Source organism: Campylobacter jejuni (genome assembly GCF_049221745.1).
GTDB classification, from domain to species: Bacteria; Campylobacterota; Campylobacteria; order Campylobacterales; family Campylobacteraceae; genus Campylobacter_D; species Campylobacter_D jejuni_E.
Window position 1 is genome coordinate 39,963 of sequence record NZ_JBMJAO010000005.1, and the last position, 12,726, is coordinate 52,688.

13 protein-coding genes and 4 tRNA genes are annotated in these 12,726 nt (G+C 30.0%); 13 read left to right on the forward strand and 4 right to left on the reverse strand.

Going from position 1 to position 12,726, the window contains the following annotated elements; genetic code table 11:
* Positions 1 to 4: 4 nt before the first annotated feature.
* From pgpA to prfA, 3 genes are all read left to right on the forward strand, one after another.
* Positions 5 to 505 carry a phosphatidylglycerophosphatase A gene (pgpA, locus tag ACOTU8_RS05095; protein ID WP_422342058.1) on the forward strand — a complete coding sequence of 167 codons (501 nt, stop codon included), beginning with the start codon at positions 5 to 7 and terminating at the stop codon, positions 503 to 505.
* Positions 506 to 583: 78 nt separating this feature from the next.
* Complete coding sequence (gene rpsT / locus ACOTU8_RS05100; RefSeq protein WP_422342059.1) at positions 584 to 847, forward strand: 30S ribosomal protein S20; 264 nt, start codon at positions 584 to 586, stop codon at positions 845 to 847.
* A gap of 14 nt (positions 848 to 861) precedes the next feature.
* Positions 862 to 1,929 (forward strand): peptide chain release factor 1, encoded by a 1,068-nt coding sequence (prfA, locus tag ACOTU8_RS05105; RefSeq protein ID WP_422342060.1) that lies wholly within the window; start codon positions 862 to 864, stop codon positions 1,927 to 1,929.
* A gap of 13 nt (positions 1,930 to 1,942) precedes the next feature.
* Here the strand turns inward: prfA and ACOTU8_RS05110 are convergent, their stop codons facing one another.
* The gene (locus tag ACOTU8_RS05110) at positions 1,943 to 2,698 is read right to left on the reverse strand and encodes a HugZ family heme oxygenase (RefSeq protein WP_422342061.1); all 756 of its coding nucleotides are present in this window, start codon (positions 2,696 to 2,698) and stop codon (positions 1,943 to 1,945) included.
* A gap of 199 nt (positions 2,699 to 2,897) precedes the next feature.
* Between ACOTU8_RS05110 and chuA the strand changes: the two genes are divergently transcribed.
* Genes chuA through chuD form a run of 4 tightly spaced genes read left to right on the forward strand, consistent with a single transcriptional unit; the run spans position 2,898 to position 7,558 of the window.
* Positions 2,898 to 5,018, forward strand: coding sequence for a TonB-dependent receptor (gene chuA / locus ACOTU8_RS05115; protein ID WP_422342062.1), 2,121 nt, complete (start codon positions 2,898 to 2,900; stop codon positions 5,016 to 5,018).
* Entirely contained in the window at positions 4,993 to 5,979 is a 987-nt protein-coding gene (chuB, locus tag ACOTU8_RS05120) for a FecCD family ABC transporter permease (protein ID WP_422342111.1), read from the forward strand. Before chuA ends, chuB begins: the two co-directional genes overlap by 26 nt.
* Positions 5,979 to 6,755 (forward strand): ABC transporter ATP-binding protein, encoded by a 777-nt coding sequence (gene chuC, locus ACOTU8_RS05125; RefSeq protein WP_422342063.1) that lies wholly within the window; start codon positions 5,979 to 5,981, stop codon positions 6,753 to 6,755. The genes chuB and chuC overlap by 1 nt, the downstream gene beginning before the upstream one ends.
* Positions 6,752 to 7,558, forward strand: a complete 807-nt coding sequence (chuD, locus tag ACOTU8_RS05130; protein ID WP_422342064.1) for an ABC transporter substrate-binding protein — start codon at positions 6,752 to 6,754, stop codon at positions 7,556 to 7,558. Before chuC ends, chuD begins: the two co-directional genes overlap by 4 nt.
* On the opposite strand, the gene ACOTU8_RS05135 is transcribed toward chuD, so the two are convergent.
* Entirely contained in the window at positions 7,555 to 8,412 is an 858-nt protein-coding gene (locus ACOTU8_RS05135; protein WP_422342065.1) for a radical SAM/SPASM domain-containing protein, read from the reverse strand. The genes chuD and ACOTU8_RS05135 overlap by 4 nt on opposite strands.
* A gap of 165 nt (positions 8,413 to 8,577) precedes the next feature.
* On the opposite strand from ACOTU8_RS05135, the gene kgtP reads away from it, so the two are divergent.
* On the forward strand, positions 8,578 to 9,837 hold the full coding sequence (gene kgtP / locus ACOTU8_RS05140; RefSeq protein WP_422342066.1) for an MFS transporter: 1,260 nt from the start codon (positions 8,578 to 8,580) through the stop codon (positions 9,835 to 9,837).
* Here the strand turns inward: kgtP and ACOTU8_RS05145 are convergent.
* A complete protein-coding gene (locus ACOTU8_RS05145) occupies positions 9,830 to 10,168 on the reverse strand; it encodes a cupin domain-containing protein (RefSeq protein ID WP_422342067.1) in 339 nt (112 codons plus the stop codon). The two genes, kgtP and ACOTU8_RS05145, sit on opposite strands and share 8 nt — an antisense overlap.
* A gap of 47 nt (positions 10,169 to 10,215) precedes the next feature.
* Complete coding sequence (gene mutY, locus ACOTU8_RS05150; protein WP_422342068.1) at positions 10,216 to 11,235, reverse strand: A/G-specific adenine glycosylase; 1,020 nt, start codon at positions 11,233 to 11,235, stop codon at positions 10,216 to 10,218.
* Positions 11,236 to 11,307: 72 nt separating this feature from the next.
* Between mutY and ACOTU8_RS05155 the strand changes: the two genes are divergently transcribed.
* The 5 genes from ACOTU8_RS05155 to ACOTU8_RS05175 all read left to right on the forward strand — a co-directional run bounded on the left by ACOTU8_RS05155 (position 11,308) and on the right by ACOTU8_RS05175 (position 12,505).
* On the forward strand, positions 11,308 to 12,060 hold the full coding sequence (locus ACOTU8_RS05155; RefSeq protein ID WP_422342069.1) for a hypothetical protein: 753 nt from the start codon (positions 11,308 to 11,310) through the stop codon (positions 12,058 to 12,060).
* 71 nt (positions 12,061 to 12,131) lie between these two features.
* Positions 12,132 to 12,206 (forward strand) — tRNA-Gly (locus tag ACOTU8_RS05160).
* A 9-nt stretch (positions 12,207 to 12,215) separates the two neighbouring features.
* A tRNA-Leu gene (locus ACOTU8_RS05165) sits at positions 12,216 to 12,304 on the forward strand.
* A gap of 18 nt (positions 12,305 to 12,322) precedes the next feature.
* Positions 12,323 to 12,396: transfer RNA gene (locus ACOTU8_RS05170), tRNA-Cys, on the forward strand.
* A 21-nt stretch (positions 12,397 to 12,417) separates the two neighbouring features.
* Positions 12,418 to 12,505 (forward strand) — tRNA-Ser (locus ACOTU8_RS05175).
* Positions 12,506 to 12,726 lie beyond the last annotated feature (221 nt).

The following is a 12,726-nucleotide window of genomic DNA, read 5'->3' on the forward strand; positions in this document are numbered from 1 at the left end:
CAAGATGCAAAAACTATTTTTAACTTTTTTTTATTCAGGTTGTGTAAAAAAAGCAAGCGGAACTTTTGGTACTATTGCTGCTTTAATTCCTGCTTTTTTTATACTCAAATATCTTGGAATTAATACTTTATTTTTACTTAGTATCTTAATTTTTGTTGTAAGTATTCGCGTTATAGACAATTATGAGAAAAAAACAGGGATTCACGATGATAAACATATAGTCATCGATGAAGTTGCTGGAATTTTTCTTGCTTGTGCTATTACAGCAAGTGTTGAAAACTCGATAATCAATTTTATTTTAGCTTTTATCTTATTTAGACTCTTTGACATTACAAAGCCTTCTATTATCGGTAAAATAGATAAAAAAGTCAAAGGTGGATTGGGTGTAATGCTTGATGATATGTTAGCAGGATTGTTTGCTGGACTTTTAGGTGCTATAATTTATGGATTTTTACTTAAATTTAACTTAGTGTATTGGGATATACATTTGAAAGATTTATTTTGAAATTTTGCTTAAATTAATTAAATTTTAAATTTTATTCCTATATAATTTAGTCTTTAATTTCAAAAAAGGAAAATATAAATGGCAAATCACAAATCTGCTGAAAAAAGAGCAAGACAAACTATTAAAAAAACAGAAAGAAATAGATTCTATAGAACAAGACTTAAAAATATAACTAAAGCTGTAAGAGAAGCTGCAGCAAATAAAGATAAAAATGCAGCAAATGAAGCTTTAAAAATAGCCAATAAAAGTATCCATGCTATGGTAAGTCGTGGTTTTATTAAAAAACAAACTGCTTCTCGCCGTGTAAGCCGCTTAGCTCTTTTAGTAAATAAAATTGCATAATTTTATAGTTTTTAATGTTAGCTAACAAACTAGTTCCTTTTTTAAAACGCTTTGAAGAGCTAAATTCTCTTCTTAGTAGTTCTGATATACTTAATGATATCAGCAAAATGACTACACTCTCTAAAGAACAAAAAAACTTAGAACCTATTGTTTTAAAAGCTAAAGAATACTTAAAAACTTTAGAAAATATGGAAGAGAATAAGCTCTTACTAAATGATTGTGAGCTTGGAGAGCTTGCAAAAGAAGAATTAAAAACTTTAGAAGAACTAAAACCTAAACTTGAAGAAGAAATTAAAATTTTACTACTTCCTAAAGATCCTAACGATGAAAGAAATATTTTTCTTGAAATTCGTGCAGGTACAGGTGGAGATGAGGCATCTTTATTCGTAGGAGACCTTGTAAAAGCTTATGCAAGATATGCTGAAAATCGTGGTTATCAACTTGAAATTGTAAGTTCTAGCGAAGGAAGTGTTGGTGGTTTTAAAGAAATCATTATGCTTGTTAAAGGCATAGGAGCTTATTCAAGACTAAAATATGAAGGTGGGACACACCGTGTTCAACGTGTTCCACAAACAGAATCTCAAGGACGAGTACATACCTCAGCTATAACAGTTGCAGTTATGCCAGAAGTTGATGATATAGAAATTGAGATTAATCCAAACGATCTTAAAATTGATGTTATGCGATCTTCAGGACATGGGGGACAAAGCGTAAATACTACCGATTCAGCTGTTCGTATCACTCATATCCCTACAGGCATAGTCGTAGTCAATCAAGATGGAAAAAGTCAGCACAAAAACAAAGAAAGTGCTATGAAAGTCTTAAAAGCAAGGCTTTATGAAATGCAAGAAAGCGAAAGATTGGCAAAAGAAAGTGAAGCAAGAAAATCACAAGTAGGAAGCGGAGATAGAAGCGAACGTATTCGCACTTACAATTTTCCACAAAATCGTATCAGCGATCATAGAATAAATCTTACTTTATATCGCTTAGATGTTATTATGCAAGATGGGCTTTTTGATGAAATCATAGAACCTTTAATCACTCATCATCAAGCCCAAGCTTTACAAGAACAAAATTTATAAGATTTTATATAAATTAATGCTTATGTGGGAATTTATGTGGATTTCCACTAGCACCTACATGTGCAACATTTCCATTTTCTATATCATAAGCTTGACCAAAACCTTTTACAAAGCGTCCTTTTTTAAATTCAAGCTTTACTAGATGAAAATCAAGCATCTTGCGTATAGTTTTAATGCCTCCTTCTCCTCCGGTTTGTTTTTCAAACTCATCATAAATTTGATCAAATCTTTCACCTGTCTCTAAAAAGCTTGCATTTACTCTATAGCGCAATCTTTTGCGAAGTATAACAGAAGCAGCTTTACTCTCATCCTCTAAAAACATTATTTCTATATTGTTTGGATTTACTTTGATGTTGCTAAAATGTTCGCTTACTTCACTTATATAAATATAATTACCCCATTGTGTGCTTACAAAAGGAGCATACGAGCAAACAACTTCTCCATTTGTATTTAAAGTTGCTAAAGATACAGAATTAAAACTTAACATAAATTCATTTAATTCTTCTTTTATAGCACTAAAATCTTGCTCAGCTTTTGCACTCATGCAAAGGGATATTATAGTATCTTTAATCGTGTTTTCATCGGCTTTTTTAGGAAATTCTACTCGTAAATTTTCATTATTATTATAAACAAGATCCAAGCCATTAAAATCAACACTTTTTAAAAAAATATTTTGAACTTGTTCAATGCCACCAAATTTTTTACAAAGATCGATTAAATTTGATTTATGATGATCATTCATATGAGAAACAATACTTTCAAAATTCATTTTTATCCTTTTCTTAAAAATTTTAATAATAAAACTATGAAAAAAATGGTATCAATTATCAAATTAAAAAATACTTAAAATATATAATATTGTCTATTTTAACAAAAATTTATACTAAATTAAGTAAATAAAGGATAAATTTACTTCTAAATTATTATGATATAAATTATCATTATTTATTTTATTTAAGGAGTAAAATTTGTACCCAAATAAAAAAGCTTTTAAATTATCTTTATTTGCATTATTGCTAATAACTAATTTAAATGCACAAGAATCAAATGAAGCTATCAATCTACAAAAAGTTGTTGTTAGTACAACAGGTTTTGAACAAGATGCGGACTCAAATTTACGCAATGTAATCAGCATAGAGGGAAAAGATTTACAAAATAAAGGTTATGTTTCTTTAGAACAGGCTTTAGAAAGAATTTCAGGAATTAGTTTTGTAAATTTTGGACTTGGACGCAATATAGATATACGCGGACAAGGAGATAAATCCAATATAGCTGTAAAAGTTATGGTCGATGGGCATACTATTAATGTCCTTGATAATTCTCATGGTATAACTCCATTAGAAAGTATAAATTTAGACAATGTAGAACGCATAGAAATCTTACCTGGGGGTGGTTCTGTGCTTTATGGAAGTGGTACTAGAGGTGGTGTGATTAATATCATTACAAAAAAGCAAAAATCAGATGCTTTTGCTATAAATTTAAAAAGCAGTGCTTATGATCATGGTAGACTAGGTGGAAATTTAGGTATCAATGGCGCCAAACAAATAAATGAAAATTTAGCTTTTAGCTTTGATATACAAGGTTTTAACCGTGATGGATATCAAGAAGGTTATAATGAAAAAGGTTATTTTATCAACACAAAAACCTATATTGATATCAATGATAATAGCGATTTAACCTTGGGTTATAATTATTTTAAAAGCAAAAATACTAGCAGTGGCTATCTAACAAAAGCACAAGCTCAAAACAATCCAACTCAAAAAGGCAATAGTGACAATATCACACAAATCAATCACCCTGAAATTTCTTTGGATTATCATTACTATTTTGATGATATATGGGAATTTAACCTAGAAGCTTTTTGGCAAAATCAAAAGATCAATTATCTAAAAGATGTTTCTACAATGAGTTCTATGGGGCTAAGTGTCCCTGTATATCAAAATGGAAGTGGTTTTGAAGACACACTTACAGGGATAAGTTTAAAAAACAAGCTAAATTACGCAAATAATTCCTATTTTATTTTTGGTTATGAATTTGCAAACCATGATGCAAAAAGAAAAAGCATTATTCATTATGATGTAAATAGCCCTAAGTTTCAAATGAGTCATACTATGACAACGCTTATGGATATGGATAAACAAAGCCATTCTATTTTCGCTCTTGATTCTCATGAATTTAATGATATTTTTAGTATTTCAGGTGGAGCAAGATATGAATATAGTCTTTATGACACCAATAGAAATTACACTAGCAATATGATAATGTTTGGAAAACCTAATATTAAAACTGAACTTTTTTCAACCGATGATACAAGTCATAACTTCGCCTTTGAAATCACTCCAAATTTTAAATACTCAGACACAGGAAAGCTTTATATCAAATACGAAAGAGGTTTTGTCTCTCCAAGTCCAGCACAATTTGTCAATAAAGATAAAAATTCACAAAAGTATTATTCTGCAAATTTAAATCCTGAGATCTTTAATACCTTTGAACTAGGAATTGATGATTTTTGGTGGGATTTTTACGGCTTTAATCTGACTTTATTTTGCACCTTAAGCAAAGATGAAATTTCTTATCTTGGAAACCCTCATGCAACAGGTGGAGGATTTTGGCAATATTATAATATAGATCAAACTCGCCGTTTGGGAGTAGAACTAAGTCTGAGTCAAAATTTTTTAGATGATGATTTAATCTTTAGAGAAAGTCTAACTTATCTTGATGCTAAAATTTCTAAAGGTATTAATGATGGCATGAGAATTCCTTATGTCTCAAAAATCAAAGCCACAGCAGCACTTGAATACACTTGGAATAAAAATTTCTCAAATTTTATTGATTTAACCTATTTTTCTAGAGCAAAAGATGGTGGAACTATAGATGAAAATACAGGAAAAATATCTAAAAATTCTTGGATAAGGGATTATTTTTTAACTGATATTGGTATGAGATACCATTATAAAAAATTACAAATTTTAGCAGGAATTCACAATCTTTTTGATAAAAGATACTACACCTATCAAGACAGCATAAATGATCAATACTTAGTTGGAAATGGCAGAAACTACTATGTCGAATTTAAATATGCATTCTAAAAATTTAGTAATTATAGGGCTTTTATTAGCCTATATAATCACTTGTTTTATTGCGCTTTGTTTAGGAGATGAGAATTTAAACCCAAAAGAACTTTTTTCATATATCTTTAGTCAAGACGAAATTTTGCGTCAGATCATCATAGATGGACGTTTGCCACGAATTATAATGGCGATTTTAATTGGTATGCTTTTAGCTAGTAGTGGAGCTATCACTCAAAATGTATTTTCAAATCCTATAGCCGATCCTTATATCATAGGTATAGCTTCTGCGGCAACCTTCGGTGCAGTTTTGGCATATTTGTTAAAATTGAATGATTATTATTATGGAATTTTAGGTTTTATTTGCTCTGCCTTTTTTGCCCTAGGAGTTTTTAAAATTTCTTCTAAAGCTTCTATAGCTACTTTACTCATCATTGGTATAGCTGCTTCGTCTTTTTTAGGTGCTTTTACTTCTTTTTTTACCTATCTTATAGGTGAGGATTCTTTTAAAATAGTCGCTTGGCTTATGGGAAATATAGGCAATGCTTCTTGGTTTCGTGTAGGAATTTTAATCTTACCTTTAATTTTTTGTTTGTTTTATTTTTACGCTCATAAAAACGAATTAAACATACTTTTAAGCGGGGATGATGAAGCTAGAAATCTAGGGGTAAATGCTCAAAAATTAAAGATAAATTTACTCATTGTCTCATCCTTGGCTGTATCTTTTGCGGTTGCTTTTAGCGGGCTTATAGGCTTTGTTGGACTCATCATTCCTCATACCATAAGACTTTTGCTTAAAAATTATGATAATGCCTTAGTTATCCCTTTATGTACAGCATTTGGAGGATTATTTTTACTTATTTGTGATACTTTAGCAAGAACTCTTTTAGCCCCTGTGCAAATTCCGATTGGAATTCTAACTGCATTTTTTGGAGCTCCTGTTTTTTTATACTTGGCTTTAAATGCTAGGAGATTTTTATAATGCTAAAAATACAAGATTTAAGCTTTGCTTATCACCAAAAAGATTTACTAAAAAATATTCATTTAGAACTTAAAAACAGATCTTTTGTTGGAATTTTAGGGCCAAATGGTTCAGGCAAAAGCACCCTTTTAAAACTTATACTTAAAAATTTAAGCCCAGATAAAGGAGAAATAAGTCTTTTTAATACAAATATCAAAGATTTTTCTCTTAAAGAATTTGCTAAAATTTGCGGCTTTGTGCCTCAAAAATCAGAATTAAACACCCCTTTAAAAGTCATCGATGTGCTTTTAATGAGCAAATATGCGAATTTAAAACACGCTTTTAGTTCTCATTCTAAAGAAGATATTTTAGAAATTAAAGAATTTGCTAAGGATTTAAAACTTGAAAATTTTCTAGAAAGAAGTATACTTTCTTTAAGCGGGGGTGAATTTCAAAGAATGCTTTTAGCAAGAGCTTTGCTTAAAAAGCCAAAAATTCTTTTTTTAGATGAACCCACTTCAGCCCTTGATTTAAACTATGCTATAGAACTTTTAAGCCTTTGTGAAAAACTAGTTAAAGAAAAAAATATAGCCGTTGTTGCCATTTTACATGATTTAAATTTAGCTTCTATGTTTTGTGATAAAATTGTTTTTTTAAAAGAAGGGGAGATAAGATATTTTGGAACAAACAAAGAGCTTTTTACCCAAGAAATTTTAAAAGAAATTTATGATTTAAACTGCAAGATTATTTATAAAAATTCCAAACCTTATATTTTAGCTTTAAAGGAGAAAAAATGAAAAAAATTTTAATTATTATGAGTTTGTTTTTAATCACACTAAATGCAAAAGAACGCCTTGTAGTGCTTGATCCTGCAAGCATAGAAACCCTTTTTATGCTTAAAGCTGATGATCAAATCGTAGGCATTGCCACTTTACAACACTCAAATATTTATCCTAAGGATAAAACCTCAAAACTTACAAGCGTGGGCACTTTTTCAAATCCCTCACTTGAAAAAATAGTAGTATTAAAACCGAGTTTAGTGATTTTAAGCTCTTATTCTTTAAATTTAGAAGAAGGACTTAAAAATTTTGGTATCAAAAGTATCAATTTAAAAGCTGAGCGTTTAGAAGATATAACAAACAATATCACAACCTTAGGCCAAATCACCAAAAAAGAAAAAGAAGCGGAGCTTTTAAAACAAGAATTTGCTCAAAATTTAAAAAAATTAAGTGATAAACCTTTAAATAAAAGTGCAATTTATCTTTATTCTAGCAACCCTTTAATGGCCTTTAATGACAATTCTTTAATGGCTGATATTTTAAGACTCATAGGGATTAAAAATTTAAGTCCGCAAAGTCAAATTTCAAGACCTGTTATATCAGCAGAATACATACTGAAACAAAATCCGGATATACTCATTCTTGGAATGAATGTCAAAAATAATCTTTTGGATACAAATGCTTTATTGAAAAATACCAAAGCAGTTAAAACAGGAAGTATTTATTTTAACAAAGATACACATATATTATTACGTCTTAGTCCTAAGATAATAGATAGAATTCAAGAATTTAAAACAAAGCTAGAAAATAACAATTTTTAATCACTCAATCTTGCTTTAAAAAATTCGCAAGTTTGACAAAGTTTTTCTATGCGTTCATCTTCTTCAAAAGCTTTTTTAATCGCTTCTGCACGTGGTGATTTAAGAAGCTTATCAAAACTATTTTTAAAAATATTTCCTAAATTAATATCTGCCTTAGCATCTAAACAACAAGGCACCAAACTTCCATCGCTTAAAATTCCAACTTGATCTTTTAAAGCATAACATTTTCCTTTTTTATAAAGGGGCTCATCTTTTAAATTTGGCCATTTAAAAAGTTTATTTTGATGAAGCAAAATATGTCTTTGCAAGCGATTTTTACTTAAGTTTGTATCGATCTTAACTTCAAATTCTTTGGCTAAAAACTCATAAATTTTTAAATTTGACTTGGGTGCTTTAAAATTAGCATCTAAATTCCAAAGTCTTAGATTGATAAAAGAAAGGCTTTTTTGCTCTAAATGCTTTTTGCAAAGTTCTAAAATAGGCTTAAAATACTGTTCTAAAGAAATTTTGCTTTGACTTAAAAAAGACATTAAAGAAATATTGATTTGATGGATATTATCATACTTTAATAATAAAGCTTGATTTTTAGAATTTAGATAAAAGCCACTTGTAGTGATTTCAAGCTTCATAGCTTCATTTTTTGCAATTTTTAGGTAATTCTCTAAATTAGGCAAAAGCAAGGGATCGCCTAAAAGATGAAATGTAAAAAGCTCAGCCTTAGCAGAGATTTCATGAGCTAAGTTTTGAAATTTTTCTTCACTCATTACCCCACGAACAGCCTTTTGAGAAGAGCAAAAATCGCATTTTAAACCACAAATATCGCTTAATTCTATATATATTTTTTTAAATTTCATTATATTTCCTAGAGTAAACATTTTACCAAAATTTATGAAATTTATTAAAATATGTAACATTTTTATCAATATTTTTATCTTTTTTATTTCTCTTCTTTATTTTTAAATATATTAAGCAAAAATCACACTATACTTAAATAAAAATCTAAAATTAAGGAAGGATTTATGCAAGAGCTTACTCGCACGAAAAAAATTCGCTCTATTGTTGCTGCAAGTAGTGGAAATTTAGTAGAATGGTTTGACTTTTATATCTATGCTTTTACAGCAACTTATTTTGCTCATACTTTTTCAACTTCAGATAATCCTGTTATCCAGCAAATCAATGCCTTTGGGGTTTTTGCAGCAGGATTTTTTATGCGTCCTATAGGCTCTTGGCTTTTTGGCTCTTTAGCTGATAAAGTAGGTCGTAAGAAATCTATGGTTATATCAGTGGTTTTAATGGCTTTGGGCTCTTTTATGATAGCAGCCTTACCAAGCAAAGATACAGTGGGCGATCTTGCTATTATCTTACTTTTAATAGCAAGACTCATTCAAGGTCTTAGTGTAGGCGGGGAGTATGGCATAGCAGCTACTTATCTTTCAGAACTTGCTACAGAAGGAAAACGCGGTTTTTACTCATCTTTTCAGTATGTAACCCTAATAGGTGGTCAACTTTTGGCCGTTGCAAGCATTAGTATAATGTTTTTATTTTTTAGCATTGATGATATGAAAGATTATGCTTGGAGAATACTTTTTGTAATAGGTGGAATTTTAGTACTAGGCTCGCTTTTTGTAAGAAAAATGATGAATGAAAGTGCTACAAAACTTCACCAGCATGAAGATCGTGGTACTTTAAAAGCATTATGCAAATCTTTGAAACCTTTTTTAATGGTGCTTGGGGTTACTTCTGGAGGTTCTTTAGCTTTTTATACTATTACAACTTATACTAAAACTTTTATGGAAAATACGGGTATGGATAAAATGCTTGTTAATAATCTTTTCTTAGGTGCTTTATTTATACTAATGATCATTCAACCTCTTTTTGGATATATAGGAGATAAAATAGGTCACAAACGATCTTTAATTGTATTTTGTATTTTAACATTGGTAGGAATTTATCCTATTTTTTCACTTATAGCCAATAACGCGCAAAATAATTCTTCTTTGACATTTATGTTAGTGGTATTATTGTTTGTTATTTTAAGTTTTTATACTTCAGTTGCTGGGATTTTTAAAGCAAAACTTTTTCCTGAACATGTAAGAGCTTTAGGGACAGGTTTGGGTTATGCTATTTCAAATGCTGTTTTTGGAGGATCTGCTCCTTGGGTTGCTTTACAATTTAAAAATGCAGGTATAGAAAATGGCTTTTTTATCTATATAACTATTTTTACAATCATCATGCTTATAGCTACTTTATGCTTGCCTAAAAAAAGCGAACTCAACTAAACATTCCCAAAGAATGCTCTTTAACTTGAACACAAATAAAATTTAAAACACTTTTAGCAAAAAATTGTCTTTTTACTTCGGGTTTAACTCTTATAACATCACCTTTATTTACAAGAATTTTTTCTCCATCTAAAACCAATTCACCTTGTCCCTCTAAAATAATAAAAAGCTCTTCGTTTTGTTTATGATGATGGATAAAAGGCACACAGGTATTGGCTTGAAGTTTATTAAAACTAACTTCACATCCTGTTAAATCTAATTTTTCCTTGAGTTCTATTCTAGTTTGATTTAAAAAATCATCGCCTAAATGAGCTACACTGATCTTATTCATTTATTATCCTTTATAATAAAATAATGGCAAATTATAAAAAATTTAAATTAATAAAAACTAAATTTTAACGCTTTTAAAGAAAGTGCCGAAAGTGCGGTATTTTCTAACTCTTTTAAGGTTTTAAATTCATAATTTTTATTTTCATTGTTTAAAATTTGATGATAAACCTTGATATTAAGTTTATACTTAGTATAGCCGTGCTTAAACTCCCCTGCAAAACTTATATCTTTAGAAAGTTTATACTCTCCTTCTTTAAAAAAAGGAAAATTATACATACCCTTATAAAGCTTATCTTGACTTTGCTGTATAGCAAATTTTTTATTAAATTCAAACAAAAAAAGATTTAAATTTACGCTTTCATAAAGCATTTTTTTAGCTCTTGGGTAAAGCTCTGTATTAAATTTACCTTGACAAAAATCATACAAAGGACAAATTCCACACTTTGCATTTTTACTCACGCAAACTAAAGCCCCTATATCAAGCAAGGCTTGATTGTGATCAAAGGCGTGATTTAAATTTAAAAGCTCTTTAGCTCTTTTTTCAAGTTCTTTCATGCTAGGATTTTCCAAAGCAAAAAGACGAGAAAGCACGCGACGTATATTGCCATCAACAAAAGAAACCTTTTGATCATAACCAAAACATGCTATAGCTCCTGCCGTATAAGCTCCTATACCGCTTAATTTTTTTAGATCCTCAACTTCTTTAGGTAATTTAGCTCCAAACTTATCCACGCATTCTAAGGCTGCCTTTTTTAAATTTCTAGCACGAGTGTAATAACCAAGTCCCTGCCAAGCCTTTAAAAGATCATCTTCATTAGCATTAGCCAAGCTTTCTAAAGTAGGAAATTTTTGCAAAAAGGGAAAATAAAACCTTTCTAAAACTGATTTAACTTGAGTTTGCTGAAGCATAATTTCGCTGATATAAACCCCATAAGCTCTATCAATATGCTTTAAACTTTCATCACAATTTCGACTTTGTAAATTACGCCAAGGCAAAGTTTTGCGTCCATTTTTTTCATACCAAAGAAGTAAATTTTCTTGCAGTTTTTCAAGCTCTTTTTTTTGCATAAATGAGAGTATAGCAAAAAATTTTAAAATTTTTTGCTAAAATTAGCTTAAATTAAATTATTAAGGATATCCATGTTAGCTTTTTTTAAAGGTTTAGGTATAGGTTTTTTATGTTTATTGCTTTTTGTTGCAGGAGTAGTTTTTAATGTGGAATTTTTAGGTAAAAAAGACTCTAATCATGATTTATATTTTTCAAGAAATATAGAAGTAAGCAATACTTTAAAGCCTGATATTTTATATGCAAATATTAATTTTTGGGCAAATGAAAATTTAAGTTCAAAAATTACATTAGACAATAGTGAAAAAGCCGAAATCGCAAATACTTTTAATCAAATTTTAGAACGCTCAAAAAAAGAAAATTTTTGTAGCGGAGGAAGTTTTTCTTTAGAGCCTAATTTTTCCTATAAAGATGGTATACAAACTCCAAAAGGTCAAAGATTTGATGCAAATTTAGAATGTGAATTTAAAGAAAACCAACTTGCAGATTTTAACAAGCTCTTAAACGACATCAATTCTATCATAGCTAAAAATAATTTCATCAGTGTTTCAACACCAGCCATACAAACAAGATTTTCAAAAGATACACTAAACAACAACAAAGAAAATCTCTACAAAGAGCTTTTAAAGACATCATACGAATATGAAAAAACTTACTCTTTAGATCTTAATAAAACTTGTGTATTGAAAAATTTACAAGTAAATACAAATACCAATATCGTATCTAGAATGCTAAATGCGAAATCTGACAATATAGAACTTTCATCTCCGATTATCAGCGAAAAAGAACAAATTTTAAGTGCAAAAGCTTTATTTATTTGCAAATAACTTAAGGCAAAATAAACTCCTTTTAAGTTTATTTTGCTATACTTTTATCTTCAATTCTTTCAGAAATTTATGCGGGAATAGCTCAGGGGTAGAGCACAACCTTGCCAAGGTTGGGGTCGCGAGTTCGAATCTCGTTTCCCGCTCCATAATCACCCGCCCGGGTGGTGGAATTGGTAGACACAAGGGACTTAAAATCCCTCGGAATTTTTCTTCCGTGCCGGTTCAAGTCCGGCCTCGGGCACCACTTTTTCGACATTATCAGGGCGACATAGCCAAGCGGTAAGGCATGGGCCTGCAAAGCCTTGATCTCCGGTTCGAATCCGGATGTCGCCTCCAAAAGGCAAAACTTTACTTTATCGGGAGATGGCTGAGTGGTCGAAAGCGGCGGTCTTGAAAACCGTTGAGGGTCACACCTCCAGGGGTTCGAATCCCTTTCTCCCGGCCACCAAGACTTTCTAGTTTATCAAGCTTATATCATTCCTGAAATTATAAAGGATACTACAAATGAAAAATAATACTTCAGCCTTACTATTTTTGTTATACCCTAAAAAACTTAGAAAAACTATGACTAATATAATAATTAAAAATAAGAAATACAAATGGAAAATTTAGAATTTATTATCTTAAAATAAAAATATAAAATTTTAAAAATATGTCAAATTTTAA

Coding starts and splice junctions, on each gene's coding strand:
- pgpA (WP_422342058.1), top strand. CDS start 5: ATGCAAAAACTATTTTTAACTTTTTTTTATTCAGGTTGTGTAAAAAAA.
- rpsT (WP_422342059.1), top strand. CDS start 584: ATGGCAAATCACAAATCTGCTGAAAAAAGAGCAAGACAAACTATTAAA.
- prfA (WP_422342060.1), top strand. CDS start 862: ATGTTAGCTAACAAACTAGTTCCTTTTTTAAAACGCTTTGAAGAGCTA.
- ACOTU8_RS05110 (WP_422342061.1), bottom strand. CDS start 2,698: ATGAATTTTGAAAGTATTGTTTCTCATATGAATGATCATCATAAATCA.
- chuB (WP_422342111.1), top strand. CDS start 4,993: ATGTCGAATTTAAATATGCATTCTAAAAATTTAGTAATTATAGGGCTT.
- chuC (WP_422342063.1), top strand. CDS start 5,979: ATGCTAAAAATACAAGATTTAAGCTTTGCTTATCACCAAAAAGATTTA.
- chuD (WP_422342064.1), top strand. CDS start 6,752: ATGAAAAAAATTTTAATTATTATGAGTTTGTTTTTAATCACACTAAAT.
- ACOTU8_RS05135 (WP_422342065.1), bottom strand. CDS start 8,412: ATGAAATTTAAAAAAATATATATAGAATTAAGCGATATTTGTGGTTTA.
- kgtP (WP_422342066.1), top strand. CDS start 8,578: ATGCAAGAGCTTACTCGCACGAAAAAAATTCGCTCTATTGTTGCTGCA.
- ACOTU8_RS05145 (WP_422342067.1), bottom strand. CDS start 10,168: ATGAATAAGATCAGTGTAGCTCATTTAGGCGATGATTTTTTAAATCAA.
- mutY (WP_422342068.1), bottom strand. CDS start 11,235: ATGCAAAAAAAAGAGCTTGAAAAACTGCAAGAAAATTTACTTCTTTGG.
- ACOTU8_RS05155 (WP_422342069.1), top strand. CDS start 11,308: ATGTTAGCTTTTTTTAAAGGTTTAGGTATAGGTTTTTTATGTTTATTG.